The sequence below is a fragment of the Burkholderia sp. Bp9142 genome, from assembly GCF_003853415.1.
Classification (GTDB): Bacteria; Pseudomonadota; Gammaproteobacteria; order Burkholderiales; family Burkholderiaceae; genus Burkholderia.
The window spans coordinates 39,199-66,018 of record NZ_QTPP01000035.1 but is presented as its reverse complement, the minus strand read 5'-3'; the positions used below and the strand labels follow the sequence as shown (position 1 = coordinate 66,018).

Below are 26,820 nucleotides of genomic sequence, written 5' to 3'. Positions count from 1 at the left end.
CGGGAAGGGCGGCGCGACCGGAGGGGCCGCGCCGCGGCGCTTACACGCCCTGTTTGAGGCTCGCGCTGATGAAGTCGTCGAGATCGCCGTCGAGGACGGCTCGCGTGTTGCTCATTTCGACGTTGGTGCGCAGGTCCTTCACGCGGCTCTGGTCGAGCACGTATGAACGGATCTGGTGGCCCCAGCCCACATCGGTCTTGCTCGATTCGAGCTTGTCCTGCTCGGCCTGGCGCTTGCGCATCTCGGCTTCGTACAGGCGCGACTTCAGCATCGCCATCGCTTCGGCACGGTTGCGGTGCTGCGAGCGGTCGTTCTGGCACTGCACGACGATGCCGGTCGGCATGTGCGTGATCCGCACCGCCGAGTCGGTCTTGTTGATGTGCTGGCCGCCCGCGCCCGATGCGCGGTACGTGTCGATGCGCAGGTCGGCCGGATTGACCTCGACTTCGATCGAGTCGTCGATTTCCGGATATACGAACACCGACGAGAACGACGTGTGGCGGCCGCCCGACGAGTCGAACGGCGACTTGCGCACGAGGCGGTGGATGCCCGTTTCGGTGCGCAGGAAGCCGTATGCGTATTCGCCCGTGACCTTGACCGTCGCGTTCTTGATGCCGGCGACGTCGCCGTCGGACTCTTCGAGCACTTCGGCCTTGAAGCCCTTGCGTTCGCAGTAGCGCAGGTACTGGCGCAGCAGCATCGACGCCCAGTCGCACGCCTCGGTGCCGCCGGCGCCGGCCTGGATGTCGATGAAGCAGTTGTTCGGGTCGGCCGGGTTCGAGAACATCCGGCGGAATTCGATGTCGCCGACGCGCGCTTCGAGTTTCTTCGCGTCGTCTTCCGATGCGAGCAGCGTATCCTCGTCACCTTCCTCGCGAGCCAGCTCGAACAGGTCGAGTGCATCGCGCAGGTCGCTATCGAGCACCGTCAGCGTCGTGACGACGCCTTCCAGCAGCTTCTTCTCGCGGCCGAGTGCCTGGGCGTTCTTCGAATCGTTCCAGACGTTCGGGTCTTCGAGTTCCTTGTTGACTTCGATCAGACGCGCAGATTTGGCGTCGTAGTCAAAGATACCCCCGAAGCTCGCCCGCGCGGTTGCGCAGGTCGAGCAGGGAGCTTTCGATCGCGTTGAGACGTTCCGCTTCCATGATCGTTCGCTGTTCTTGCTTCGTAAAAAAGCGGAATTATAGCCGATCGGCAGGGTGTCCCGGTGACGCGGAATATGCTTGCATGCGCGCCGCGGCCTCGTCCGGCGCGGCGCGCATGCGGCCCGCGAGCGCCGCAGGCCGGGTGGCCGGGCGCGCGACGCTCAGCCGGCCGCGTGCTCGACGATCAGCTGGACGCGCGTCACGCCGTTCCACGTGTCGGCCACGAGGCGATATGCGATCAGCGCGCTCGCCGGCAGCGGCTCGGTGTGATTGAACCAGATTGCGTTCAAGCGCTGGCGGCCGCGCGCCAGCTGCAGCTTCAAGTGCTTTTCCTTCACGAGCGACTGCGACACGACGTCGAACTCGCCGGAGAAAAGCGGGGCCGGAAAGCCCTGGCCCCAGACGGCTTCGTCGAGCAGCCCGACGAACTGCGGTGTGAAATACGCTTCCTCGAGTTCGCCGTCGGTCTCGATCACGCGCGCGAGCGCGTCGTCGGACAGCCACTCGCGCGCGACGGCCTCGAACGCGGCCGCGAAGCGCGGCACGTTGTCGGTGTCGAGCGTGAGGCCGGCGGCCATCGCGTGGCCGCCGAACGCGACGATCAGGTCGGGCTCGCGCTTCGATACAAGATCGAGCGCATCGCGCAGGTGGAAGCCGGGAATCGAGCGGCCCGAACCCTTGACCCGCGTGCCGGCTTCGTCGGCATGCGCGAACGTGAACGACGGACGGTGGAATTTCTCCTTGAGCCGCCCCGCGACGATGCCGATCACGCCCTGGTGCCATTCGGGATTGAACAGCGTGATCGTGCACGCGTCGGCCGGATCGACGTCGGCGAGGTCGGCGAGCGCCTGCTGCTGCATGCCGGCCTCGATCTCGCGGCGCTCGCGGTTCATCACGTCGAGCTGCTGCGCGAGGTCCCACGCGCGGCCGATGTCGTCGGTGATCAGGCATTCGATGCCGAGCGACATGTCGGAGAGCCGTCCGGCGGCGTTCAGGCGCGGGCCGAGGCCGAAGCCGAGGTCGAAGCCCGACGCGGTGCGCGCCTCGCGGCCGGCCGCGCGGAACAGCGCGGCGATGCCCGGCTGCATGCGGCCGTTGCGGATGCGCTGCAGCCCCTGCGCGACGAGCACGCGGTTGTTGCCGTCGAGCCGCACCACGTCGGCGACGGTGCCGAGCGCGACGAGGTCGAGCAGCCCGTCGAGGCGCGGTTCGGCCTCCTTGCTCGCGAATGCGCCGCGGCGGCGCAGCTCGGCGCGCAGCGCGAGCAGCACGTAGAACATCACGCCGACGCCGGCGATGTGCTTGCTCGGGAATGCGCAGCCGGGCTGGTTCGGGTTGACGATCGCGCGCGCGGCGGGCAGCGCGTCGCCGGGCAGGTGGTGGTCGGTCACGAGCACGTCGATGCCGCGTGCGTTGGCGGCCTCGACACCCGCGACGCTCGCGATCCCGTTGTCGACCGTGATCAGCAGGTCGGGCTTGCGTGCGGCCGCGAGCTCGACGATCTCGGGCGTGAGCCCGTAACCGTATTCGAAGCGGTTCGGCACCAGGTAGTCGATTTGCGCGCCGAACATCCGCAGGCCGCGCACCGCGACCGCGCAGGCGGTCGCGCCATCGCAGTCGTAGTCGGCGACGACCAGGAGGCGCCGCTTGTCGGCGATCGCGTCGGCGAGCAGCGACGCGGCGTCGGCGCAGCCTTTCAGTTCGGTGGGCGGCACGAGGCGCGCGAGCGCGGTCTCGATGTCGGTCGGGGACTGCACGCCGCGCGACGCATACAGGCGCGCGAGGACGGGATGCAGGCCGTGGCGCGCGAGCGCTTCGGCGTCGGCGGGCGCGACGGGGCGGGTAACGATCCGGGTCATTCGGGTTGGGTTATTCGAACAGGGAGGCCAGCGCGCGGCGGCGCCAGAACTTGCGCAGGTCGCCGCGCGTCGCATGCAGCGTCACGGAGCTGGTGTCGCCGCACAGCGTGAAGTCGACGCTCGCCAGCTTGCCGTTGCGCAGCGCGGCGAGGGACGGCGCGAACCAGTCGCGCTCGAGCGCGGCGAGCGCGTCGTGCCAGCGAGCCCAGTCCTGTTCGATGAACGGGGCGGACAGCGTCGGCAGCTCGACGAGCGTCGCGCCGGCGGCGGGCAGCGCATCGAATGCGGCCGGCACGGCGCCGGCCTCGGCCTGCGCGGCGCGCGCGAGGCCGAGCGCCGCGGGCGACGTGGACAGCACGCGCGCGAACGGCTTGCCGACCGGCTTCAGCGTGCCTTGCGCATGGAACCAGATCGAATTGACGGCGGGCAGCCCGCGCGCTTCGCGCGCTTCGTTGACCGGATGCTGGAACCACGCCATCTGCACTTCGTTCTGCAGCTTCATCCACATCCGCGAACGTTCGCCGGTGTGCGCCTCGTGCGGCAGCCAGATCTCGATGTTGCGGCCGCTCGCGCGCAGCGGCGCGGCGCCGGCGAGGCGGGCGAGCTGCTCGCTCGACAGGTACCAGCGAGCCGGCTGCGGCGCTTCCAGCCGCACGCCGAGCTCCTCGATCAGCGGGCGCGCGACCGCCAGCAAGGCGGCCGCGTCGCCGTCCTCGAGCGCGAGGCTCGCCGGATCGACGAGCACGAGGTGATCGTGCGCGATTTCGACGTGGACAGGCTCGACGCACGCCCAGGCCTGCGTGCCGGGGTCGCCGCCGTCCGCCAGCAGCATGTAGGGCGCGAGCGGCGCCTCGTCGGCGGCGTTGCCCTGGGTCGCGCCGAACTGGCGGGCCAGCCAGCGCTCGTGCGGCAGCGTGCGCTGGAAGTCCTCGCCGGCCACGCGCTCGACGAGGCTTGCGCGGGCGAGCAACTTTTCGAGCGCGGGGCTGTCCAGCGTGTGCAGGGACGAGGCCGCATCGGCCGCCGGCGGCAGCGCGAACGGAACGAGAAAATGGAGGCGTCGGTCGTGCATGATGGTGCGCATTGTATGGCAAACTGCGCGCGTGATCGGGCCGGCTAACGGCCCGATCGGGCTCGATTGGGCCCGATTGCGTCCGGCGGCCGCTTTTTCGGCCGCGCCCGGGCGGCCGGCCGCCGCCGGACGGCGCTCCGGGCGCGGGCCGCCATCCCCGCCGTAACCAGCAGAAAGGATTCGCTTGAAACTTCCGTACGAATGGCAGATCGGCTGGCGCTACACGCGCGCCGGCAAACGCACGACCGGCAACGGCTTCATTTCCTTCATCGCGCTCGTGTCGATGCTCGGGATCGCGCTCGGCGTCGCGGCGCTGATCGTCGTGCTGTCCGTGATGAACGGCTTCCAGAAGGAGGTGCGCGACCGCATGCTGTCGGTGCTCGCGCACGTCGAGGTGTTCTCGCCGACCGGCTCGATGCCCGACTGGCAATTGACCGCGCAGGAAGCGCGCCGCAACCCGTCGGTGACCGGCGCGGCGCCGTACGTCGACGCGCAGGCGCTGCTCACGCGCCAGGACGCGGTGAGCGGCGTGATGCTGCGCGGCATCGAGCCGTCGCTCGAGCCGCAGGTGTCGGACATCGGCAAGGACATGAAGGCGGGCCAGCTGACCGCGCTCGTGCCCGGCCAGTTCGGCATCGTGCTCGGCGACGCGCTCGCCGGCAACCTCGGCGTGACGGTCGGCGACAAGGTCACGCTCGTCGCGCCCGAAGGCACGATCACGCCGGCCGGCATGATGCCGCGGCTCAAGCAGTTCACGGTGGTCGGCGTGTTCGAGTCGGGCCACTACGAATACGACAGCACGCTCGCGATGATCGACATCCGCGACGCCGAGGCGCTGTTCCGGATGTCCGCGCCGACCGGCGTGCGGCTGCGGCTTACCGACATGCAGAAGGCGCCGCAGGTCGCGGTCGAGCTGTCGCATACGCTGTCGGGCAGCCTGTACATCCGCGACTGGACCCAGCAGAACAAGACCTGGTTCTCGGCCGTGCAGATCGAGAAGCGGATGATGTTCATCATCCTTACGCTGATCATCGCGGTCGCCGCGTTCAACCTCGTATCGTCGCTCGTGATGACGGTGACCAACAAGCAGGCCGACATCGCGATCCTGCGCACGCTCGGCGCGCAGCCGGGCTCGATCATGAAGATCTTCGTCGTGCAGGGCGTGACGATCGGCTTCGTCGGCACCGCGTCGGGCGTCGCGCTCGGCTGCCTGATCGCGTGGAGCATTCCGTGGCTGATCCCGATGATCGAGCATCTGTTCGGCGTGCAGTTCCTGCCGCCGTCGGTGTACTTCATCAGCGAGCTGCCGTCCGAGCTCGTCGCGGGCGACGTCATCAAGATCGGCCTGATCGCGTTCGCGCTGTCGGCCGTCGCGACGCTCTATCCGAGCTGGCGCGGCGCGAAGGTGAAGCCGGCGGAGGCGCTGCGCTATGAATGACCGCGCGACCGCATTCGCGGATTCACGACAACCCATCAGACAGGATTCGGCAGGTATGCAGGAATACGTGCTTCAGGCGCGCGGGATCACGAAGGCGTTCGTGCAGGGCGGCTTCAACGTGCAGGTGCTCAACAACGCCGAGCTGACGGTGCGGCGCGGCGAGAAGCTCGCGGTCGTCGGCGCGTCGGGCTCCGGCAAGAGCACGCTGCTGCACGTGCTGGGCGGCCTCGACGAACCGGGCGCGGGCGAAGTGTCGCTGCTCGGCAAGCCGTTTACGCAGCTCGCCGAGCGCGAGCGCAACGAGCTGCGCAACCGCGCACTCGGCTTCGTCTACCAGTTCCATCACCTGCTGCCGGAATTCACCGCGCTCGACAACGTCGCGATGCCGCTGCGCATTCGCCGGATGACGACCGAGGATGCGCGCGAACAGGCGCAGGCGATGCTCGAACGCGTCGGTCTCGGCCCGCGTGCGAAGCACCGGCCGGGCGAGCTGTCGGGCGGCGAGCGGCAGCGCGTCGCGATCGCGCGCGCACTGGTGACGAAGCCGGCCTGCGTGCTCGCCGACGAGCCGACCGGCAACCTCGACGGCACGACGGCCGATACGGTGTTCAACCTGATGCTCGAATTGTCCGAGACGCTCGAAACGAGCTTCGTGATCGTCACGCACGATCCCGAGCTCGCCGCGCGCTGCGACCGCATCATGCGCTTGCGCGACGGCGTGCTGCACGAGGAGCCGGCGCTGCCGGTGTGAACGAACGCCTCCACCGTGCCGCGGGGTGAGTCCCGGCGTTGCGGCGAGGGCGCAGGAAAGCCGCCATGTGGATCGATACGCATTGCCATCTCGATGCCGCCGAATTTGACGGCGACCGCGACGCGGTCGCGCAGGCGGCGCGCGCGGCCGGCGTGTCGCGCATCGTGATCCCGAGCGTCGGGCGCGACAACTTCACGACGGTGCGCGAACTGGCGCAGCGCACGCCGGGCGCGGTCTATGCGCTCGGCATCCACCCGATGTATACGCCGCACGCGCGCGACGAGGATCTCGACCGGCTGCGCATGGAGATCGAGGCGAGCCTCGACGATCCGCGCTTCGTCGCGATCGGCGAGATCGGTCTCGACTACTTCGTGCCGGGGCTCGACGAAGCGCGGCAGCAATTCTTCTATCAGGGGCAGCTCAAGCTCGCGCGCGAATTCGACCTGCCGGTGCTGTGCCACGTGCGCAAGTCGCAGGACCGCGTGCTGGCCGGGCTGCGCCGCTTCGGCGTGCGGCGCGGCATCGCGCATGCGTTCAACGGCAGTTTCCAGCAGGCCGACGCCTATCTCGCGCAGGGGCTGCATCTCGGTTTCGGCGGCAACGCGACGTTCGGACGCGCGTTGCAGATCCGCCGGCTCGCCGCGCAGTTGCCGCTCGATGCGATTGTCGTCGAGACGGACGCGCCCGACATCGCGCCCGAGTGGGCGTACAAATCCCGCAACACGCCCGACCAGGTGCCGCGCATCGGCGACGTGCTCGCCGAGCTGCGCGGGATCGACGCACACGCGCTGTCCCTATCCACAACGGCTAACGCGCTCGCCGCGCTGCCGCGCCTCGCACTTTCGTCCGCATAATCGTTGCCGGAAGGCGCCGTCTCGACAACGGCGGCGTCAGGTCGACGAGGAGGCGCGATGCGCGTGTGGTGGATCGCGTTCGCGCTCGGCGTCGTCGTGCTGCAGCGGCAGGCGGCGTTGCCGGGCGCGGGCGGCTGGACTGGCGGGGCGGCCGTGCTGGCCGGTTGCGGCGCGCTGCTCGGATGGTCCGCGCGGCGCCGTCGAACCCGTGCGATCGTCGCGCTCCGGTGGATGCTGTGCGCAAGCGCCGCCTGTGCGATCGGATTCGGCTATGCGGCCGCGCGCGCCGAATGGCGGCTGCGTGACAGCCTGCCCGTCGAGCGGGAAGGGCGCGACATCGTCGTCACGGGCGTGATCCGCGGGTTGCCGGTGATCGACGACACTGGCGCGCGACTGTTGTTTGCCGTCGAATCGAACGACGCAGGGCTCGCCCGTTTCCCGCCGGTGATCCGGTTGTCATGGCGCACGTACGGCGCGGCCGACGCACGCGACACGATTCCCGATTTGCGCGCCGCGCAGCGCTGGCGTCTCGTGGTGCGCCTGAAGCGCCCGCATGCCGAGGCGAATCCCGGCGTGCGCGACAGCGAGGCGGCGTGGCTCGCCGCGGGCATTCGTGCAATCGGCTATGTCGTCGCGCCCGAGCGGGCGGAATTGCTTGACGCGTGCGCATCGGGATGGCGCGCGTCGATCGATCGGCTGCGCGACGCGCTGCGCACGCGTATCGGCGACGCGCTCGGCGGCGGCGCGCGCCATCGCGGCATCGTGACCGCGCTCGCGGTCGGCGATCAATCCGGCATCGGCGACGACGACTGGCGCGTGCTGCGCAATACGGGCACGAGTCATCTGGTCGCGATCTCGGGCCTGCACGTCGGGCTCGTCGGCGCGATTGCAGCCGCGATCGTGTCGATGGTCTGGCGGCGTCTGCGCTGGCGTGGCCGGGCCGCGGCGCTCGTGATGCCGGCGCCCTACGTGGCTTCGCTGGCGGCGCTGACGGCCGCCGCCGGGTATGCGGCGCTTGCCGGCTTCAACGTGCCGGCGCAGCGCGCGTGGTGGATGATCGCGGCCGGCGCGGCTGCCTATCTGGCCGGACGCAGCGTGCCGACGTCCGCGGTGTTGTGCGCGGCGCTCGGCGGCGTGCTGCTTGCCGATCCGTGGGCGGTGCTGTCGGCCGGGTTCTGGCTGTCGTTCGGGGCGGTCGCCGTGATCCTGATGGCGGTGGCGGGCTGGCGCGCGGTGCGCGCGTTCGACGGCGACGACAGTGCGCCGGATGGCGCCGCTGCGGTCGACCGCCGGCGCCGGCTGCGCGCATGGTGTACGCGTGCCGGGCGCCGTATCGCGGAGGCGACGCGCGTGCAGTATGCGGTGACGATCGGCCTCGCGCCGCTGACGGCCGCGTGGTTCGCGCAGATATCGGTATCGGGCCCGTTCGGCAATGCGTTTGCGATTCCGTGGGTCAGTTCGGTCGTGACGCCGATCGTGCTCGCCGGTATCGGGTTGCCTGCGCCGTTGGACGCGTGTGCATTCCGGCTCGCGCATGCGGCGCTCGAACCGATGATGGTGCTGCTCGGGCACCTCGCCGACTGGCCTGCCGGCGTGTTCTGGCTGCGCATGCCGGACTGGCCGGTGCTGGCGCTTGCGTGCGTGGGTGTCGTGTGGGCATTGATGCCGCGCGGCTGGCCGCTGCGCTGGGCAGCGCCGATGACGTGGCTGCCGCTGGTCGCGCCGGCGCCCGATGCGCCGCCGCCCGGCGGCTTCCGGCTGACCGTGCTCGACGTCGGGCAGGGCGCGGCGGTACTGGTCGAGACCGCGCGCCGGACCTTGCTGTTCGATGCGGGGCCGGGGGCGGAGTCGACCCATGCCGGTACGCGGATCGTTGCGCCGTCGTTGCGTGCACGCGGAATCCGGACCGTCGATTCGCTCGTGCTCAGCCACGCGGATGCCGATCACGCGGGCGGTGCGGAGGCCGTCTATGCGGCCGCCGAGGTCCGCCAGCTGCTTGCAGGCATTGCGCCGCAGCACCGGCTGTGGCGCGACGCGCAGGCGGCTGGCGTGGCGGATCGGCTGCCTTGCACGGCCGGGCAGCGGTGGACCTGGGACGGTGTCGCGTTCACGATGCTGTGGCCGCCGCGCGTCGCGGGCGCGGGGCCGTCGAACGAACGGTCGTGCGTGCTGCGCATCGACGCGGGCGGCACGTCGGCACTGCTGACGGGCGACATCGAAGCGCGCGCCGAGCGGCGGTTGGTGGCCGGCTCGCGCGATGCACTGGCCGCGCAGATCCTCGTCGTTCCGCACCATGGCAGCCGCACGTCGTCGGTCGAGCCTTTCCTCGATTCGGTCGGGCCGCGCGTCGCGGTATTTCCTGTAGGCTATCGCAATCGCTTCGGGCATCCGCACCGGACCGTCCTTGCGCGCTATGAGGCGCGCGGGATTCCGCTGCCGCGCACCGATTGCGACGGGGCCGTGCGGTTCGACGTCGCGCCGGCGGGCGGCGGTTTCGCGTTCGAGCGTTACCGCGATGCGCAGCGACGGTACTGGATGGACCGGTGATCGGCGTGAGGGCGCGCGCCAAGAAAAGAACCGGGGTAGGCGCTGAAGTGCCAACTTCCGTCGACCGCGAAGCATGGGACGGGGGTAAGTGCTAAAGCACTAACTCCGGTCGACCGCGAAGCATGGGACCGGAGTAAGCGCTAAAGCGCCAACTCCGGTCGACCGCGAAGCATGGGACGGGAGTAAGTGCTAAAGCACTAACTCCCGTCGACAAAGGAGACATCGGCGTTTGAAGGACATCCTCCACTTCTCGCATGCGAACGGTTTTCCGGCATCGACGTACCGGACGATCTTCGCCGAGCTGGCAGACGACTACGAGCTGCGCTACATCGAGCGCATCGGTCACGATCGCCGCTACCCGGTGACGCGCGACTGGCCGCATCTCGTCGAGCAACTGCTCGACGACATCGGCGGCCGCTACGAGCGCCCGGTCTGGCTCGTCGGCCATTCGCTCGGCGGCTACCTGTCGCTGATGGCCGCGCTGAAAAAACCGCAATGGGTGCGCGGCGTGGTGATGATCGATTCGCCGATCATCGCCGGATGGCGCGCCGGCGCATTGCGCGCAAGCCAGTGGGCCGGACTCGACGAACGGCTGTCGCCGGCGGCCGCGACGCGCAACCGGCGCACGCGCTGGGTGAGCCGCGACGAAGCCTGGCGGCACTTTCACGAGAAACCCGCGTTCGCCCGCTGGGACGAGCGGATGCTGTCCGACTACATCGACTACGGCATTCCGCAGGCGGGCGCCGACGGCGAACGCGCGCTCGCCTTCGACCGGCAGGTCGAATACCTGATCTACCGGACGTTGCCGCACACGCTCGGCCCGCGGCTCGCGCACGGCGCGCCGGTGCCGCTCGGTTTTCTTGCCGGCACGCGCTCGCGCGAAGTGCGGCAGGTCGGACTCGATGCGACGCGCCGCGCGGCGCGCGGGCGCATCGAGTGGCTCGAGGGCAGCCACCTGTTCCCGATGGAGCGGCCGATCGAGACGGCCCGCGCATTGCAGCGGATGCTGAATTCGCTGAAGGCGGCGGATGGCGGCGTGCCGCATGACGGCGTGGCGCTCGCGAGGCGCGCCTGACGCCTGATGCATCGTCCGGCGCACCGCGTCCCGCATGCGCGGTTGCACCGACCGGCCCGCCGGTTTGCCCCGGGCGCGCACGGCTGGCGCGGCGCAGCGCGAAAGGGCGGGATCATCGCGTCGATTGCTGAGAGAAGGGCGGGCTTTACGGTATAATCCGTTTTTCCCGCGAGCATCCAGCGATGACCAAATATGTTTTCGTCACCGGCGGCGTAGTTTCCTCCCTCGGCAAGGGTATTGCCGCCGCCTCCCTCGCCGCGATCCTCGAATCGCGCGGTCTGAAAGTCACCCTCCTCAAACTCGATCCCTACATCAACGTCGACCCCGGCACGATGAGCCCGTTCCAGCACGGCGAAGTGTTCGTGACGGAAGACGGAGCGGAGACCGACCTCGACCTCGGCCACTATGAGCGCTTCATCAGCACGAAGATGCGCAAGGCCAACAACTTCACGACCGGCCAGATCTACGAATCGGTGATCCGCAAGGAACGCCGCGGCGACTATCTCGGCAAGACCGTGCAGGTTATCCCGCACATCACGAATGAAATCCAGGCGTTCATCGAGCGCGGGGCGGCATCGGCTACCTGCGGCGAGCCGGACGTCGCGATCGTCGAGATCGGCGGCACGGTCGGCGACATCGAGTCGCTGCCGTTCCTCGAGGCCGCGCGCCAGATGAGCCTGCGCCTCGGCCGCAACAGCGCGTGCTTCGTGCACCTGACGCTCGTGCCGTACGTCGCGACGGCCGGCGAGCTGAAGACGAAGCCGACCCAGCACAGCGTGCAGAAGCTGCGCGAGATCGGCATCCTGCCGCACGTGCTGCTGTGCCGCGCGGATCGCCGCATTCCGGACGACGAATCGAAGAAGATCTCGATGTTCTCGAACGTGCCCGAAGACGCCGTGATCTCGGTGTGGGACGCCGACAGCATCTACAAGATTCCGCAGATGCTGCACGACCAGGGCCTCGACCGGATCATCTGCGAGGAGCTGAAGCTGTCGCCGAAGGACGCCGACCTGAGCATGTGGTCGGAGCTCGTCGAGAAGCTGGAGAACCCGAAGCACGAAGTGACGATCGGCATGGTCGGCAAGTATGTCGATCTGACCGAGTCGTACAAGTCGCTGATCGAGGCGCTGCGCCACGCATCGCTGCATACGTCGACCAAGGTCAACATCGAGTACATCGATTCGGAAGAGATCGAGACGAACGGTGTCGACAGCCTGAAGCACCTGGATGCGGTGCTCGTTCCGGGCGGTTTCGGCCGTCGCGGCACGGAAGGCAAGATCGCGGCGATCCGCTACGCGCGCGAGTCGAAGGTGCCGTACCTCGGCATCTGTCTCGGCATGCAGCTCGCGGTGATCGAATTCGCACGCGACGTCGTCGGCCTGAAGCAGGCGAACAGCACTGAATTCGAGCCGGACACGCCGGAACGCGTGGTCGCGCTGATCACCGAGTGGTACGACCGCGACGGCAAGGTCGAGACGCGCACCGAAGAGTCGGATCTCGGCGGCACGATGCGCCTCGGCTCGCAGCGCTGCCCGATCAAGCCCGGCACGATGGCCGAAGAGATCTATGGCAAGGATGTGAACGAGCGCCATCGCCACCGTTATGAAGTCAATAACCGCTTCGTGCCCCAGCTCGAAGCCGGCGGCCTTATCATCAGCGCCCGTACCCCGAGCGAGGATCTGCCGGAAATGATGGAGCTGCCGCGTTCGATGCACCCGTGGTTCGTCGGCGTCCAGTTCCACCCGGAATTCACGTCGACGCCGCGCGACGGCCATCCGCTGTTCAAGTCGTTCGTCGAAGCCGCGCTCGCCAACAAGCAAGCGCGCGGAGTGAAAGCATGAAGCTGTGCGATTTCGAGGTCGGTCTCGACCAGCCTTTCTTCCTGATCGCGGGTACCTGCGTCGTCGAATCGGAGCAAATGACGATCGACACGGCAGGCCGCCTGAAGGAGATCTGCGAGAAGCTGAACGTGCCGTTCATCTACAAGTCGTCCTACGACAAGGCGAATCGCAGCTCGGGCAAGTCGTTTCGCGGCCTCGGAATGGACGAGGGCCTGCGGATCCTCGGCGAGGTGAAGCGCCAGCTCGGCCTGCCGGTGCTGACCGACGTGCATTCGATCGAAGAGATCGAGCAGGTCGCGTCGGTCGTCGACGTGCTGCAGACGCCCGCGTTCCTGTGCCGCCAGACCGACTTCATCCAGGCGTGCGCACGCTCGGGCAAGCCCGTCAACATCAAGAAGGGCCAGTTCCTCGCGCCGCACGACATGAAGAACGTGATCGACAAGGCGCGCGACGCGGCGCGTGAAGCCGGTCTGTCGGAAGACCGCTTCATGGCGTGCGAGCGCGGTGTCTCGTTCGGCTACAACAACCTCGTGTCCGACATGCGTTCGCTCGCGATCATGCGCGAGACGAGCGCGCCGGTCGTGTTCGACGCGACCCACTCGGTGCAGCTGCCGGGCGGGCAGGGCACGAGCTCGGGCGGCCAGCGCGAATTCGTGCCGGTGCTCGCACGTGCCGCGGTCGCGACGGGCGTCGCGGGCCTGTTCATGGAAACGCACCCGAATCCGGCCGAAGCGAAGTCGGACGGCCCGAACGCGGTGCCGCTGAACCGGATGAGCGCGCTGCTGGAGACCCTCGTCACGCTCGATCAGGCGGTGAAGCGCAATCCGTTCCTGGAAAACGATTTCAACTAAAGATCGAATGAACCTTGCGGCGGCTTCGCGCGTCTGTAGCGAAAGCAGTGTCGGCACGCGTGCCGTCGCAGTTTGAAGAATCCATCGTCATTCTCAGAGGAAACCCATGAGTGCAATCGTAGATATCATCGGCCGCGAGATTCTGGATTCGCGCGGCAACCCCACCGTCGAATGCGACGTGCTGCTCGAATCGGGCACGATGGGCCGCGCGGCGGTGCCGTCGGGCGCGTCCACCGGCTCGCGTGAAGCGATCGAACTGCGCGACGGCGAAACCGGCCGCTACAACGGCAAGGGCGTGCTGAAGGCCGTCGAGCACATCAACACCGAAATCTCCGAAGCCATCATGGGCCTCGACGCGTCGGAACAGGCGTTCCTCGACAAGACGCTGCTCGAGCTGGACGGCACCGACAACAAGTCGCGCCTCGGCGCGAACGCGATGCTGGCCGTGTCGATGGCCGTCGCGAAGGCAGCCGCTGAAGAAGCCGGTCTGCCGTTGTACCGCTACTTCGGCGGCTCGGGCGCGATGCAGCTGCCGGTCCCGATGATGAACATCGTCAACGGCGGCGCGCACGCGAACAACAGCCTCGACATCCAGGAATTCATGATCGTCCCGGTCAGCCAGCCGACGTTCCGTGAAGCTCTGCGTTGCGGCGCGGAAGTGTTCCACGCGCTGAAGAAGATCCTGAGCGACCGCGGCATGAGCACGGCAGTCGGCGACGAAGGCGGTTTCGCACCGAACTTCGGCAGCAACGACGAGTGCCTGTCGACGATCCTGCAGGCGATCGAGAAGGCCGGGTACCGTGCGGGCGAAGACGTGCTGCTCGCGCTCGACTGCGCGGCATCCGAGTTCTACCACGACGGCAAGTACCAGCTCGCGGGCGAAGGTCTGCAACTGTCGTCGGCCGAATTCACCGACTACCTCGCGACGCTCGCCGACAAATTCCCGATCGTGTCGATCGAGGACGGCATGCACGAAGGCGACTGGGAAGGCTGGAAGCTGCTGACCGAGCGCCTCGGCAAGAAGGTGCAGCTCGTCGGCGACGACCTGTTCGTCACGAACACGCGCATCCTGAAGGAAGGCATCGAGAAGGGCATCGCGAACTCGATCCTCATCAAGATCAACCAGATCGGTACGCTGACCGAAACGTTCGCGGCAATCGAAATGGCGAAGCGCGCGGGCTACACGGCCGTGATCTCGCATCGCTCGGGCGAAACGGAAGATTCGACGATCGCGGACATCGCGGTCGGCCTGAACGCCGGTCAGATCAAGACGGGTTCGCTGTCGCGCAGCGACCGCATCTCGAAGTACAACCAGCTGCTGCGCATCGAGGAAGATCTCGGCGATATCGCGAGCTACCCGGGCAAATCGGCTTTCTATAACCTGCGCTAACGCGCTACTATCGGGTTCGTCATCTCGACGCCGCTCTGTGCATGTCGCGCGGAGCGGCGCTTCTTATATCTGCGTCTTCTACATGCGGCTTGTCACTGTCGTCCTGATTGCCTTGCTGGCGCTCATTCAGTACCCCCTATGGTGGGGACACGGCGGCTGGTTGCGGGTGCACGAATTGCGTCAGCAACTCGGCGACCAGTTGCAGAAGAATGCGGACGAGAAGCTGCGCAATGAGCGGATCGCGGGCGAAGTGCAGGATTTGCAAGGCGGCACCGCGGCCATCGAGGAGCGTGCGCGCTACGAGATGGGCATGGTGAAGGACGGCGAAGTATTCGTGCAGTTCGTGTCGCCGAATGCGCCGGCCGTGCCGTTGAACAACGCGCCTTCGAACACGACGTCGACGCGCGGTGCCGTGTCTGCGGCGCCCGTACGTGTCGTGCCGAACCCGCAGTCGATCGCGAAGCCGTCACGGCATCACGGCGGCGAGAAGGGCAAGGCCGCGCATCACTGAGCGCGGTAGTCCGAATCATTGAACAAGCGCGGGAAATGCCGCGCTTTTTTATTTCCTGCCGGTTTTCAATCGACTCGATCGGCGCGGTGAAGCATTACCACCACCAGCCCGGGTAGCCATAGCCGATGCCGGTGCCCCACCGGTTTCCCCAACCGCCGCTGTAATAGCCGCCGTAGACGGTCACGGGCGGCGGCGCGTAATACGCCCAGGCGCGCGCGGCGGCCTCGGCCGCCATCGCGTTGTTCTGCTCGCGCAGCACCTGCCGGTCGATCTCGTCGTAGCGTTTGCGCTCCGCGCTCGACAGCGCTGGCGGCTGGCCGCCCGATGCGCCCGGTTCGGGCAGGCGGCTCAGGATCGTCGACGAAGGCGGCTGCACCGCGCAGCCGGCGAGGGCCAGCGTGCCGGCGGCGACGCCGGTCAGGACGAAGGTGCGGAACGGGCGATTCATGTGTTTCTCCAGCAGCGCGCCGACAGCGGAAAGCGGCTTGCGCCGAAGGCCGGGCCTGCGGCGCCTGAGCCGTGCGTGCGACGCTCGTGCGTCATTATGCGCCCGCGCCCGCGTCGCGGGCACGGGCGCGCGGCTCAGTGACGCTGGTCGGTCGCGGGCGTGATGCCGGTCGCGAGTCCCGGCGCGGCGAACAGCTGCGCGACGTCGACGGGATCGAATTCGTAGCGCTGGTTGCAGAATTCGCAGTGGATCTCGACGTGACCGCGCTCGACGATCACGCTGTCGACTTCTTCGCGGCCGAGCATGCGCAGCATCGCGCCGACCTTCTCGCGCGAGCACGAGCACTGGAAGCGCGTGCCGGCCGGTTCGAAGTGCTGCACGTTTTCCTGCCAGAAGAGCCGGCGGAACACGACTTCCGGTTCGACCTCGAGCAGTTCCTTCGCGGACAGCGTGCCGCCGAGCGTGCAGACGCGCTCCCACGTGTCGGCGTCCGTCTCGGCGTTGCGCGGCACGATGCCGCCGTCGCCTGGAAGCTTCTGCAGCAGCATGCCGACCGCGCGGTCGCGATCGGCCGCGAGCCACAGCCGCGTGTCGAGCTGCTCCGAATGGTGCATGTACTGTTCGAGCATCTGCGACACCGATTCGAGCGGACCGTCGACGCCGTTCAGCGGCACGATGCCCTGGTACGGCTGCTGGCCCGGCAGTTTCTCGGCCGGGTCGAGCGTGATCACGCAACGGCCGTGGCCGCTCGCGTTGACGAGCGACGCGAAGCTGGTGTCGTCGCCGATCGTCTGCGCCGCGTCGCCGGCGAACTTGGCCGTGGCCCGCATCGACAGGTCCGAGCCGCACTGGACGACCAGCATCTGGACCGGCCCGTCGCCGAAGATCTGCATGATCAGGGTGCCGTGAAATTTCAGGTTCGCGGACAGCAGCGCACACGCGGCCATCATCTCGCCGAGCACCGTGCGCACCGGGGCAGGGTAGTCACGGCGGGAAAGCACCTCTTGCCACGTGTTGCGCAGCGACACGATCTCGCCGCGCACGGGTGCCGAATTGAACATGAATTTCTGTAACTGGTCGCTCACTCTTCTTCCTTGAAATCCGCGCGAATCACCCGATCCGCACGAGTTGCTCCTTGAAATGCGCACGCCGCTCGACGTACGTCTTCGCATTTGCGCGCAGCCGCGCGATGTCGTCTGCCGACAGCTCGCGCACGACTTTCGCCGGGGCGCCGACAATCAGCGAGTTGTCCGGGAACGTCTTGCCTTCCGTCACGACCGCGCCGGCACCAACCAGACAGTTGCGGCCGATGACCGCGCCATTCAAGACCACCGCCTGAATCCCGATCAGCGACCCTTCGCCGATCGTGCATCCGTGCAGCATCGCCTGGTGCCCGATCGTCACGTTTTCGGCAATCGTCAGGGGAAAGCCGGGGTCCGTGTGCAGGACCGCGCCTTCCTGGACATTGCTGCCGGTGCCGACCGTGATCGTCTCGTTGTCGCCGCGGATCGTCGCGCCGAACCATACGCTCGCGTTTTCCTCGAGCACGACCTTGCCGATGATGGCCGCCGTATCGGCGACGAATACGCTTTCGTGGATCGTCGGGGCCGTCTCGCCCAGTTTGTAGATCGTCACGGAGTCTCCTGGTCTCTTCGATGATGGGCGCCGGTAGAATGGCGCGTCTGGCGTGCCGTGCGCATTGCGTCGCGGCACAAACACTTATTGTAAACCGTCACGCGCATGCGCTCCCGCGATGCGCGCGGACGGTGCCCCCGTTTGACGAGCATGGAGCCTTCTTCTTTCACCGCTGCGCCGCGCTGCGTGCGCCGCGCGGCGCTCGACGCGCTGCGGATGTCCGAGCCGGCCGCCAAGGCCGCGCGGGTCCGCGCGTTGTACGACGCGCTGCTGGCCGGGCAGGCCGCGATCGCGCCGGCGCTCGACCTGGGCGAGCCGGCCGACCTGCCCGGCCGTCCGGCGCGCCCGCCGCTCGTCGAGCCGCGCCAGCTCGAGCGCCGCAGCATGCGCTCGCCCGCGGGGCGCGCGGTGCTGCTGCACGCGCTCGCGCATATCGAATTCAATGCGATCAACCTCGCGCTCGACGCCGTGTGGCGCTTCGCCGGGATGCCGGACGCGTTCTATGCGGACTGGCTGAAGGTCGCGGCCGAGGAGGCCTGTCACTTTGCGCTGCTGTCCGACCGGCTGGCCGGGTTCGGGCATGCGTACGGCGATTTCCCCGCGCATAACGGGCTGTGGGAGATGTGCGAGCGGACCAAGGCCGACGTGCTCGCGCGGATGGCGCTCGTGCCGCGTACGCTCGAGGCGCGCGGGCTCGACGCGTCGCCGCCGATCCGCGCACGGCTCGTGCAGGCGGGCGACGACGCATCCGCGGCGATCCTCGACGTGATCCTGCGCGACGAGATCGGCCATGTCGCAATCGGGAATCGCTGGTTCCGGCACCTGTGCGACGAGGCCGGCCGCGATCCGGTGCCTACCTACCGCGAACTCGCCGAGCAGTACCATGCGCCGCGGCTGCGCGGGCCGTTCAATTTCGACGCGCGTCGCACCGCGGGATTCGAGCAGGCGGAGCTGGACGAACTCGCCGCGCAGGACGCGGCGGACGGCAAGCCGGCGAGTTAGGGCGGCTACGCGGTGCGAAAGCCGGCGCCGGCCGGCCATGCGACCGTTCGGCGCCATTCCTGGGGTACCCGATGCGGCGGCTCCCTGTCGCTAGAGACGCTAGAGAACTGCCTCGACTGCCGGCCGCCGGAACGGAAGCGTCGTCGCTATAATCGAACGATCATTCTTTTTTCTGGCGGTTGCAATGAGTGCCTCGAGTTCTGTTTCCGATTTCGTCACGGTGCGCGGCGTCAAGCTGCATGTGCGGCGCTGGGGCCGGCCCGATGCGCCGACGCTGTTCATGCTGCACGGCTGGATGGACGTCGCGGCATCGTTCCAGTTCGTCGTCGACGCGCTCGCGGGCGACTGGCAGGTGATCGCGCCGGATGCGCGCGGCTTCGGCCTGTCTGACTGGCCGGTCGCGCGGCAGGGCGGCGGTCATTACTGGTTCCACGCGTACCTGGGCGACCTCGATGCGCTCGTCGATCACTATGCGCCGACTGGCGAAGTGAACCTGATCGGGCACAGCATGGGCGCGAACGTCGTGTGCCTGTACGCGGGCGCGCGGCCGGAGCGCGTGCGGCGCGTGGTCGACCTCGAAGGGTTCGGGCTCGCCCCCGCTCGGGCCGAGCAGGCGCCGCGCCGGCTGCGCGGCTGGCTCGACGAACTGCGCGAGCCGCCGGTGCTGCGCCCTTACGCGTCGCTCGACGACGTGGCGGCCCGGCTGATCAAGACCAATCCGCGGCTCGATCCGGGCCGTGCCGCGTTCCTCGCCGCGCACTGGTCGAAGCGCGGCGACGACGGTCTGTACCACCTGCTGGCGGACCCCGCGCACAAGATGGCGGGCCCGCTGCTGTACCGGCTCGACGAGGTGATGGCCGTCTGGAAGCAGGTGCGTGCGAAGGTGCTGCACGTCGAGGCCGTCAATTCGCCGACGCTCGCATACCTCGCGGGCGACATCCCGCTGCCGGAGTTCAAGGCGCGCTTCGGCGCGTTCCCCGACTGGCGCGAAAAGCTCGTCGACGATGCCGGTCACATGGTCCATCACGACCAGCCGGAGCAGATCGCGGCGCTGATCGAGGCGTTCTGCGCGTAGCCCGGCGGCAGCAGCAGGGCAGGCGGGCGGCGCAATTGCCGCGTTGCAGTAGAATGAAGCCTCACCTGCCATACCGACGATGAACGCTGATCTCCACTGCCATTCGAATGTTTCCGACGGGTTGCTGTCGCCTGCCGACGTCGCGCGCCGCGCCCATGCCGGCGGCGTGACCCTCTGGGCGCTGACCGACCACGACGAGATCGGCGGCCAGGCGGCGGCGCGCAGCGAGGCGGAGGCGCTCGGGATGCGTTACCTGGGCGGCGTCGAGATCTCGGTCACGTGGGCGTCGCGCACCGTGCACATCGTCGGCCTCAACATCGATCCGTCGAACCCGGCGCTCGTCGATGGCCTCTATCGCACGCGCCACGGCCGCGCCGCCCGTGCGCGGGCGATCGCCGCGCAGCTCGAGACGCTCGGCATTCCCGGCGCGTACGAAGGCGCGCTGAAGTACGTCTCGAATCCCGACCTGATCTCGCGCACCCACTTCGCGCGCTTTCTCGTCGAGAACGGCCACGCCGCATCCACTTCCGACGTGTTCGACCGCGTGCTCGGCGACGGCAAGCCCGGATTCGTCCCGCACCGCTGGGCGACGCTGTCCGACGCCGTCGCATGGATTCGTGCGGCGGGTGGCGACGCCGTGGTCGCGCACCCGGGCCGCTACCGCTATACGCCGGTCGAATTCGACGCATTCTTCGCCGAATTCATCGATCTCGGTGGCCGCGCGATCGAGGTCATCACGGGCAGCCACACGCCCGATCAGTACCGCGAATACGCGGACGTCGCGCGCCGCTTCGGCTTCGAGGTGTCGCGCGGTTCGGATTTCCATGCGCCGGGCGAGGGCCGCATCGAGCTCGGCAGCCTGCCGCCGTTGCCGCCCGACCTGAAACCGGTCTGGGAGCGCTGGCTCTGACGCGCAGCGGCCGCTTGCCGTTCGCGCTGCCGTCGGCGCGCATCCGACTTCTCCCTCTTTACGTGTCCCCATGTCCCAGTTCTTCAGGATTCATCCGGATAATCCGCAGCCGCGCCTGATCAAGCAGGCCGCGGACATCGTCAGCAAGGGCGGCGTGATCGCGATGCCCACCGACTCGAGCTACGCGCTCGCGTGTCACCTCGACGACAAGGACGCGGTCGAGCGCGTGCGCCGCATTCGCGGCCTCGACGAGAAGCAGCACCTGTCGCTGCTCGTGCGCGACCTGTCGGAACTGGCCAACTTCGCGATGGTGGACAACCGCCAGTACCGGCAGATCAAGTCGGTGACGCCGGGCCCGTACGTGTTCATCCTGCAGGCGACCAAGGAAGTGCCGCGCCGGCTGTCGCACCCGTCGCGCAAGACGATCGGGCTGCGCGTGCCCGATCACGCGATCACGCTCGCGCTGCTCGAATCGCTGGGCCAGCCGCTGCTTGGCACGACGCTGATCCTGGCGCCGGACGACGAGCCGCTCAACGATCCCGAGGACATCCGCGCGCGGCTCGAAAAGCAGGTCGATCTCGTGATCGACGGCGGTGCGTGTCCGCGCGAGCCGTCGACGGTGATCGACCTGACGGGCGACGAGCCGCAACTCGTGCGAGCGGGGCGCGGCGCGCTCGAACCGTTCGGGCTGTCGGCCGCGTAAGTGCCGATCATTTTTGCGCGAGTGCGCTTGTTACAATAACGCGATATGAATGCTTCCCTGATACAGACCATCGCCGTCTACGCGCTGCCCGTGATCTTCGCGATCACGCTGCACGAGGCCGCGCACGGCTATGCCGCGCGCCTGCTCGGCGACAACACCGCCTACATGATGGGGCGCGTGTCGTTCAACCCGATGCGCCACATCGATCCGCTCGGCACGATCGCGATCCCGCTCGCGATGTATTTCCTGACCGGCGGCGCGTTCCTGTTCGGCTATGCGAAGCCGGTGCCGGTATCGTTCGGCAACCTGCGCGACCCGCGCTGGGGCAGCCTGTGGGTGTCGCTCGCGGGCCCGGCCTGCAACTTCGTGCAGGCACTGATCTGGGGCGTGCTGACCATCGTGCTGCCCGCGGCTGGCATCGACGAGCCGTTCTTCACGCGGATGGCCTATGCGGGCGTCAGCGCGAACCTGGTGCTCGGCGTGCTGAACCTGTTTCCGCTGCCGCCGCTCGACGGCGGCCGCATCCTGGCGGCGCTGCTGCCGCCGAAGCAATCGATCGCGCTGTCGCGCATCGAGCCGTACGGTTTCATCATCGTCCTCGTGCTGGTCGCGACGGGCGTGCTGACGAACTTCTGGCTGCGGCCGCTCGTGAACGCCGCGGCCGGCGTGCTGAGCGCCATCCTGTCTCCATTCGCCTCGCTTTTCTAACGACAATCATGTTCCCAGATCGTATTTTCTCCGGCATGCGACCCACCGGGTCGCTGCACCTCGGCCACTACCACGGCGTGCTGAAAAACTGGGTGAAGCTGCAGTCCGAGTACCCGTGTTTCTTCTGCGTGGTCGACTGGCATGCGCTGACGACGCACTACGAAACGCCCGAGGTCATCGAGAAGAACGTGTGGGACGTGCTGATCGACTGGCTCGCGTCCGGCATCGACCCGGCGCAGGCGACGCTGTTCATCCAGAGCAAGGTGCCCGAGCATGCGGAACTCGCGCTGCTGCTCGGCATGAGCACGCCGCTCGGCTGGCTCGAACGCGTGCCGACCTACAAGGAGCAGATGGAGAAGCTGAAGGACAAGGACCTGTCGACCTACGGCTTCCTCGGCTACCCGGTGCTGATGGCGGCCGACATCCTGCTGTATCGCGGCTCGCTCGTGCCGGTCGGTGAAGACCAGGTGCCGCACGTCGAGATGACGCGCGAGATCGCGCGCCGCTTCAACTACCTGTACGGCCGCGAGCCGGGCTTCGAGGAGAAGGCGCTCGAGGCCGCGAAGAAGCTCGGCGGCAAGCGCGCGAAGCTCTATCACGAGCTGCGCAATGCGTACCAACAGGAGGGTGACGACGAGGCGCTCGAACAGGCGCGCGCGATGCTGCAGGAATCGCAGAGCCTGTCGATGAGCGACCGCGAGCGCCTGTTCGGCTATCTCGAAGGCGCGCGCAAGATCATCCTGGTCGAGCCGCAGGCGCTCTTGACCGAAGCGTCCCGGATGCCGGGCCTCGACGGCCAGAAGATGTCGAAGTCGTACGGCAATACGATCGGCCTGCGCGAGGATGCGGAGACGATCACGAAGAAGGTCCGCACGATGCCGACCGATCCGGCGCGCGTGCGCCGCACCGATCCGGGCGATCCCGACAAGTGCCCGGTGTGGCAGCTGCACCAGGTCTATACGGACGAGACGACGCACAAGTGGGTGCAGAACGGCTGCCGCTCGGCGGGCATCGGCTGCCTCGACTGCAAGCAGCCGGTCGTCGAAGGGATCCTGCGCGAACAGCAGCCGATGCTCGAGCGCGCGCAGAAGTACATGGACGATCCGTCGCTGCTGCGCGCGATCGTCGCGGACGGTTGCGACAAGGCGCGCAAGCACGCGGTCGAGACGATGCGCGACGTGCGCGAGGCGATGGGCCTGTCGTACACCTGACCTGACGGCATGCGCGAACCTGTCATTGCCGCCGCGGGCGGCCACGTCGCCCAGACCGAGCCGTCGCGCTGGGTCGCCCGGTGGTCGCGGCTCGTTCCGGCGGGCGGCGCGGTGCTCGACGTCGCCGCGGGCGGCGGCCGCCATGCGCGCTGGTTTGCGTCGCACGGGCATCCGGTCGTCGCGCTCGACCGCGATCCGGCCGCGCTGGCCGCATTGCGGGCGATTCCCGGCGTCGACGCGCGCGACGCCGATCTCGAGGGCGCGCCCTGGCCGCTGCCGGCCAATGCGTCGTTCGCGGCCGTGATCGTCACCCATTATCTGCATCGTCCGCTCTGGCCCCATCTGCTCGATGCGGTGGCGCCGGGCGGCGTGCTGATCTACGAAACCTTCGCGCAAGGAAACGAAACGGTCGGCAAACCGTCCAATCCCGCGTTCCTGCTCGCTTCGGGCGAGCTGCTGGACGCGGTGCGCGGCCGCCTGCGGGTGGTCGCGTACGAGGACGGATTCGTCGCCGCGCCGCGCGAAGCGTTCGTGCAGCGCATCTGCGCGGTACGCGAGGGTGCGACCCCGACGGCGGGGGCGGGAATTCCACGTTACGAACTGCCCGGCTAATCCGCTACAATCTCAACGTTTACCGGTACATCAATCAATCGCGTTTCATGGCTAACGGCACCCAAGACGGCATTCAAATCCGCGGCAGCATCCCCGCGATCGTCACCCCGATGCTCGAAGACGGCAGTCTCGACCTGCCGGCGTTTCGCAAACTGATCGACTGGCACATCGAGGAAGGCACCGACGCACTCGTCGTGGTCGGCACGAGCGGCGAGTCGGCAACGCTCAACGTCGAAGAGCACATCCTGATGATCCGCACGGCGGTCGAGCATGCGGCGAAGCGCATCCCGATCATCGCTGGCGCGGGCGGCAATTCGACCGCGGAGGCGATCGAGCTGACGAAGCACGCGAAGGCCGTCGGCGCCGACGCGACGCTGCAGGTCGTGCCGTACTACAACAAGCCCACGCAGGAAGGGATGTACCGGCACTTCAAGGCGATCGCCGAAGCGGTCGACCTGCCGGTGATCCTGTACAACGTGCCGGGCCGCACGGTCGCGGACATGGCGCACGAGACCACGCTGCGCCTCGCGCAGGTGCCGGGCATCATCGGCGTGAAGGAAGCGACGGGCAACATCGATCGCGCCGCGCACCTGATCAAGGCCGCGCCGAAGCATTTCGCGATCTACAGCGGCGACGATCCGACCGCGATCGCGCTGATGCTGCTCGGCGGCCACGGCAATATCTCGGTGACGGCGAACGTCGCACCGCGCGCGATGAGCGACCTGTGCCGCGCGGCGCTGGCCGGCGATGTCGCGACGGCGCGCGAGCTGCACATGAAGCTGCTGTCGCTGCACAAGAACCTGTTCATCGAGGCGAACCCGATTCCGGTGAAGTGGGCGCTGCAGGCGATGGGCAAGATGCAGGGCGGCATCCGCCTGCCGCTCACGCCGCTCGACGCGCGCTGCCACGATGTCGTGCGTTCGGCCCTCGTCGAGGCCGGCGTTCTCGCCTGATGCACAGGCGGCCGCGCCCTGCGGCCGCCGACCCCTCATCAACCCGCACCGGCCGGCTCCGTCCGGCGCCGCTCCTGACGAGCGTTCTAGCAAGACGAAGGATTTCATGAAACGTTTCGCCTTTTCCTCTCGCGCCATCCAGGTTTCGGTGGTGGCGCTGGCGCTGGGCGCGCTCGCCGGCTGCGATACGCTGAACGACTATCTGGCTCCTGACCGGGTCAACTACAAGAACACGGGTTCGGCGCCGCCGCTCGCGGTGCCGAGCGACCTGAAGCCGGTGCCGACGACCCAGCAGTTCGTCGCACCGCCGAGCAACGCCGGTCTCGGCACGCTGCCGCCGCGGGCGACGACGGCCGCAGGCAACGCGACCGACGGCGTCCCGAGCGCGCAGGATCCGCTCGGCATGCATATCGAGCGCGACGGCGACCGTCGCTGGCTCGTGGTGGATGGGCGCACGCCCGAGCAGCTGTGGCCGATCCTGAAGGAATTCTGGCAGGAGAACGGCTTCTCGCTGAAGACCGACGCACCGTCGACCGGCATCATGGCCACCGACTGGGCCGAGAACCGCGCGAACATTCCCGACGACTGGTTCCGGCGCACGATCGGCAAGGTCATCGACTTCGCGTACTCATCCGGCACGCGCGACCGTTTCCGTACGCTCGTGAACCGCACGCCGAACGGCAACACCGACATCTCGATCACGCACAGCGCGATGGAGGAAATGATGGTCGGCCCGCAGGGCGGCACGTCGTCGCGCTGGGAAGAGCGTCCGCGCAACCCGGTGCTCGAGGCCGTGTTCCTGTCGAAGCTGATGCAGAAGTTCGGTCTGAGCGACGCGCAGGCGAAGCAACTGCTGACCGATGCGCGTCCCGCGACAGCGCCGGCGCAGGTCAGCGACACGAGCAGCGGCGCCGCGACGCTGCAGCTCGCGGAATCGTTCGACCGCGCATGGCTGCGCGTCGGGCTCGCGCTCGACCGCACCAACTTCGCGGTCGACAATCGCGACCGCGAGAAGGGCCTGTACACGGTCCGCTACGCGAACACGATGGAAGAGCTCAAGCGCGACGGGCTGTTCGGCAAGCTGTTCTATGGCGGCCCGTCGGCGGCCAAGCCGGGCAAGGAATACCTGGTCAACGTGCGCGCGCAGGGCAACGGCGGCACGCAGGTCGCGGTGGTCAACGCGAACGGCCAGGTCGACAACTCGTCGGACGCGCAGCGGATCATTTCGCTGTTGCACGCCCAGCTGAACTGACCGCGTGCGCTTCGCCAGCCTCGGTAGCGGCAGCGAAGGCAACGCGCTGGTCGTCGAGGTCTCGAGCGGCACGACGACCACCCGCGTGCTGCTCGACTGCGGTTTTTCAGCGAAGGAGGTCGAGCGCCGCCTCGGCCGCCTGAATCTCGGCATCGACGATCTCGATGCGATCCTCATCACCCACGAACACAGCGACCACGTCGGCAGCGCGCTGACGCTCGCGCGGCGCGGGTCGTTGCCGCTCTACATGAGCTGGGGCACGGCGCGCGCGGTGGGCGCGGACGAGGCCGATGTCGATCTCCACGTGTTGTGGGGCGACGAGACGGCCGCGATACGCGATCTGGCCGTGATGCCCTATACGGTGCCCCACGACGCGCGGGAACCGCTCCAGTTCGTCTTCATGGATGGTTGCCGCCGGCTCGGCGTGCTGACCGACGTCGGGATGGCCACACCGCACATCACGGCCGTCCTGAGCGGTTGTGACGCGCTGGTGCTCGAATCCAACCACGATACCGCGATGCTGGCCGGGAGCCGTTATCCGCAGTCGCTGAAGGCGCGGATCGGCGGCAATCACGGCCACCTGAGCAACGATGCTGCCGCCGGCATCCTCGCGTCGCTCGAACGCAGCCGCCTCCAGCACCTGGTCGCCGCGCACCTGAGCCAGCAGAACAACCGGCCCGAGCTGGCCCGCCAGGCGTTGGCCGGCGTGCTGGGAACGGACGGGGAGGACGTGGTCGTGGCCACGCAGGACGCGGGCTTCGACTGGCTCACGCTAGGCTGAGCGGCGCGGGAGAGGGCGGAACGGCACCGGGTTGCCGGGCGCGACGTGCGTGCGGAACCGACAGGCATAAAAAAACCGGCCCGAAGGGCCGGTTTTTTTTTCAGCTGATGCTGAGGCTTACTGGCTTGCGCCCGAAGCCGGAGCAGCCGTCGCTGCCGAAGCAGCCGACGCCACAGCAGCAGCTGCGTCGCTCGCA

At 68.1% G+C, this 26,820-nt stretch carries 25 protein-coding genes; 19 read left to right on the top strand and 6 right to left on the bottom strand.

The window, feature by feature from the left end; translation table 11 throughout:
- Positions 1-40 precede the first annotated feature (40 nt).
- The 3 genes from prfB to DIE22_RS29540 form a co-directional block, all read right to left on the bottom strand.
- Positions 41-1,145 (bottom strand): peptide chain release factor 2 gene (prfB, locus tag DIE22_RS29550; RefSeq protein ID WP_124500747.1). Its coding sequence is split into 2 segments (ribosomal slippage): positions 41-1,063 and positions 1,065-1,145, totalling 1,104 coding nucleotides; the frame shifts between segments, so codons are not numbered across the junction.
- Positions 1,146-1,306: 161 nt separating this feature from the next.
- Positions 1,307-3,004 (bottom strand): single-stranded-DNA-specific exonuclease RecJ, encoded by a 1,698-nt coding sequence (gene recJ, locus DIE22_RS29545; RefSeq protein WP_124500748.1) that lies wholly within the window; start codon positions 3,002-3,004, stop codon positions 1,307-1,309.
- Between the two features lie 10 nt (positions 3,005-3,014).
- Positions 3,015-4,088, bottom strand: coding sequence for a regulator (locus DIE22_RS29540; RefSeq protein WP_185640710.1), 1,074 nt, complete (start codon positions 4,086-4,088; stop codon positions 3,015-3,017).
- 172 nt (positions 4,089-4,260) lie between these two features.
- Here DIE22_RS29540 and DIE22_RS29535 point away from each other — a divergent pair, with 172 nt between their 5' ends.
- The 9 genes from DIE22_RS29535 to ftsB all read left to right on the top strand — a co-directional run bounded on the left by DIE22_RS29535 (position 4,261) and on the right by ftsB (position 15,334).
- On the top strand, positions 4,261-5,514 hold the full coding sequence (locus tag DIE22_RS29535; RefSeq protein WP_124500750.1) for a lipoprotein-releasing ABC transporter permease subunit: 1,254 nt from the start codon (positions 4,261-4,263) through the stop codon (positions 5,512-5,514).
- Complete coding sequence (gene lolD, locus DIE22_RS29530; protein ID WP_409364655.1) at positions 5,507-6,265, top strand: lipoprotein-releasing ABC transporter ATP-binding protein LolD; 759 nt, start codon at positions 5,507-5,509, stop codon at positions 6,263-6,265. The genes DIE22_RS29535 and lolD overlap by 8 nt, the downstream gene beginning before the upstream one ends.
- A 65-nt stretch (positions 6,266-6,330) precedes the next feature.
- Entirely contained in the window at positions 6,331-7,119 is a 789-nt protein-coding gene (locus DIE22_RS29525; RefSeq protein WP_124500752.1) for a TatD family hydrolase, read from the top strand.
- Between the two features lie 57 nt (positions 7,120-7,176).
- Complete coding sequence (locus tag DIE22_RS29520; RefSeq protein ID WP_124500753.1) at positions 7,177-9,666, top strand: DNA internalization-related competence protein ComEC/Rec2; 2,490 nt, start codon at positions 7,177-7,179, stop codon at positions 9,664-9,666.
- Between the two features lie 229 nt (positions 9,667-9,895).
- Entirely contained in the window at positions 9,896-10,741 is an 846-nt protein-coding gene (locus DIE22_RS29505; protein WP_124500754.1) for an alpha/beta fold hydrolase, read from the top strand.
- Positions 10,742-10,923: 182 nt separating this feature from the next.
- Positions 10,924-12,582 carry a CTP synthase gene (locus DIE22_RS29495; protein ID WP_124500755.1) on the top strand — a complete coding sequence of 553 codons (1,659 nt, stop codon included), beginning with the start codon at positions 10,924-10,926 and terminating at the stop codon, positions 12,580-12,582.
- Entirely contained in the window at positions 12,579-13,433 is an 855-nt protein-coding gene (gene kdsA, locus DIE22_RS29490) for a 3-deoxy-8-phosphooctulonate synthase (RefSeq protein ID WP_124500756.1), read from the top strand. The genes DIE22_RS29495 and kdsA overlap by 4 nt, the downstream gene beginning before the upstream one ends.
- 106 nt (positions 13,434-13,539) lie before the next feature.
- Positions 13,540-14,823: a phosphopyruvate hydratase gene (gene eno / locus DIE22_RS29485; protein WP_124500757.1), complete on the top strand. Its 1,284-nt coding sequence runs from the start codon at positions 13,540-13,542 to the stop codon at positions 14,821-14,823.
- 82 nt (positions 14,824-14,905) lie between these two features.
- Complete coding sequence (ftsB, locus tag DIE22_RS29480; protein WP_124500758.1) at positions 14,906-15,334, top strand: cell division protein FtsB; 429 nt, start codon at positions 14,906-14,908, stop codon at positions 15,332-15,334.
- A gap of 94 nt (positions 15,335-15,428) precedes the next feature.
- Here the strand turns inward: ftsB and DIE22_RS29475 are convergent, their stop codons facing one another.
- From DIE22_RS29475 to DIE22_RS29465, 3 genes are all read right to left on the bottom strand, one after another.
- On the bottom strand, positions 15,429-15,782 hold the full coding sequence (locus DIE22_RS29475) for a hypothetical protein (RefSeq protein ID WP_124500759.1): 354 nt from the start codon (positions 15,780-15,782) through the stop codon (positions 15,429-15,431).
- A 134-nt stretch (positions 15,783-15,916) separates the two neighbouring features.
- Positions 15,917-16,867 (bottom strand): Hsp33 family molecular chaperone HslO, encoded by a 951-nt coding sequence (hslO, locus tag DIE22_RS29470; RefSeq protein ID WP_124500760.1) that lies wholly within the window; start codon positions 16,865-16,867, stop codon positions 15,917-15,919.
- Between the two features lie 25 nt (positions 16,868-16,892).
- The gene (locus tag DIE22_RS29465) at positions 16,893-17,417 is read right to left on the bottom strand and encodes a gamma carbonic anhydrase family protein (RefSeq protein WP_124500761.1); all 525 of its coding nucleotides are present in this window, start codon (positions 17,415-17,417) and stop codon (positions 16,893-16,895) included.
- A gap of 150 nt (positions 17,418-17,567) precedes the next feature.
- On the opposite strand from DIE22_RS29465, the gene DIE22_RS29460 reads away from it, so the two are divergent.
- The 10 genes from DIE22_RS29460 (at position 17,568) to DIE22_RS29415 (ending at position 26,624) form a co-directional block, all read left to right on the top strand.
- Positions 17,568-18,419 (top strand): ferritin-like domain-containing protein, encoded by an 852-nt coding sequence (locus tag DIE22_RS29460; protein ID WP_124500762.1) that lies wholly within the window; start codon positions 17,568-17,570, stop codon positions 18,417-18,419.
- Between the two features lie 184 nt (positions 18,420-18,603).
- A complete protein-coding gene (locus DIE22_RS29455; RefSeq protein ID WP_124500763.1) occupies positions 18,604-19,494 on the top strand; it encodes an alpha/beta fold hydrolase in 891 nt (296 codons plus the stop codon).
- Between the two features lie 79 nt (positions 19,495-19,573).
- Positions 19,574-20,404: a 3',5'-nucleoside bisphosphate phosphatase gene (locus DIE22_RS29450; RefSeq protein WP_124500764.1), complete on the top strand. Its 831-nt coding sequence runs from the start codon at positions 19,574-19,576 to the stop codon at positions 20,402-20,404.
- 70 nt (positions 20,405-20,474) lie between these two features.
- Positions 20,475-21,107, top strand: a complete 633-nt coding sequence (locus DIE22_RS29445; RefSeq protein ID WP_124500765.1) for an L-threonylcarbamoyladenylate synthase — start codon at positions 20,475-20,477, stop codon at positions 21,105-21,107.
- A 45-nt stretch (positions 21,108-21,152) separates the two neighbouring features.
- Positions 21,153-21,815, top strand: a complete 663-nt coding sequence (locus DIE22_RS29440; protein ID WP_124500766.1) for a site-2 protease family protein — start codon at positions 21,153-21,155, stop codon at positions 21,813-21,815.
- A gap of 8 nt (positions 21,816-21,823) precedes the next feature.
- A complete protein-coding gene (locus tag DIE22_RS29435) occupies positions 21,824-23,026 on the top strand; it encodes a tryptophan--tRNA ligase (protein ID WP_124500767.1) in 1,203 nt (400 codons plus the stop codon).
- A 9-nt stretch (positions 23,027-23,035) separates the two neighbouring features.
- The gene (locus DIE22_RS29430) at positions 23,036-23,638 is read left to right on the top strand and encodes a bifunctional 2-polyprenyl-6-hydroxyphenol methylase/3-demethylubiquinol 3-O-methyltransferase UbiG (RefSeq protein WP_124500768.1); all 603 of its coding nucleotides are present in this window, start codon (positions 23,036-23,038) and stop codon (positions 23,636-23,638) included.
- A 47-nt stretch (positions 23,639-23,685) separates the two neighbouring features.
- Positions 23,686-24,591 carry a 4-hydroxy-tetrahydrodipicolinate synthase gene (gene dapA, locus DIE22_RS29425; protein ID WP_124500769.1) on the top strand — a complete coding sequence of 302 codons (906 nt, stop codon included), beginning with the start codon at positions 23,686-23,688 and terminating at the stop codon, positions 24,589-24,591.
- 106 nt (positions 24,592-24,697) lie between these two features.
- Positions 24,698-25,843 (top strand): outer membrane protein assembly factor BamC, encoded by a 1,146-nt coding sequence (gene bamC, locus DIE22_RS29420; RefSeq protein ID WP_124500770.1) that lies wholly within the window; start codon positions 24,698-24,700, stop codon positions 25,841-25,843.
- Between the two features lie 4 nt (positions 25,844-25,847).
- Entirely contained in the window at positions 25,848-26,624 is a 777-nt protein-coding gene (locus DIE22_RS29415; protein ID WP_059545806.1) for an MBL fold metallo-hydrolase, read from the top strand.
- Positions 26,625-26,820: the final 196 nt, after the last annotated feature.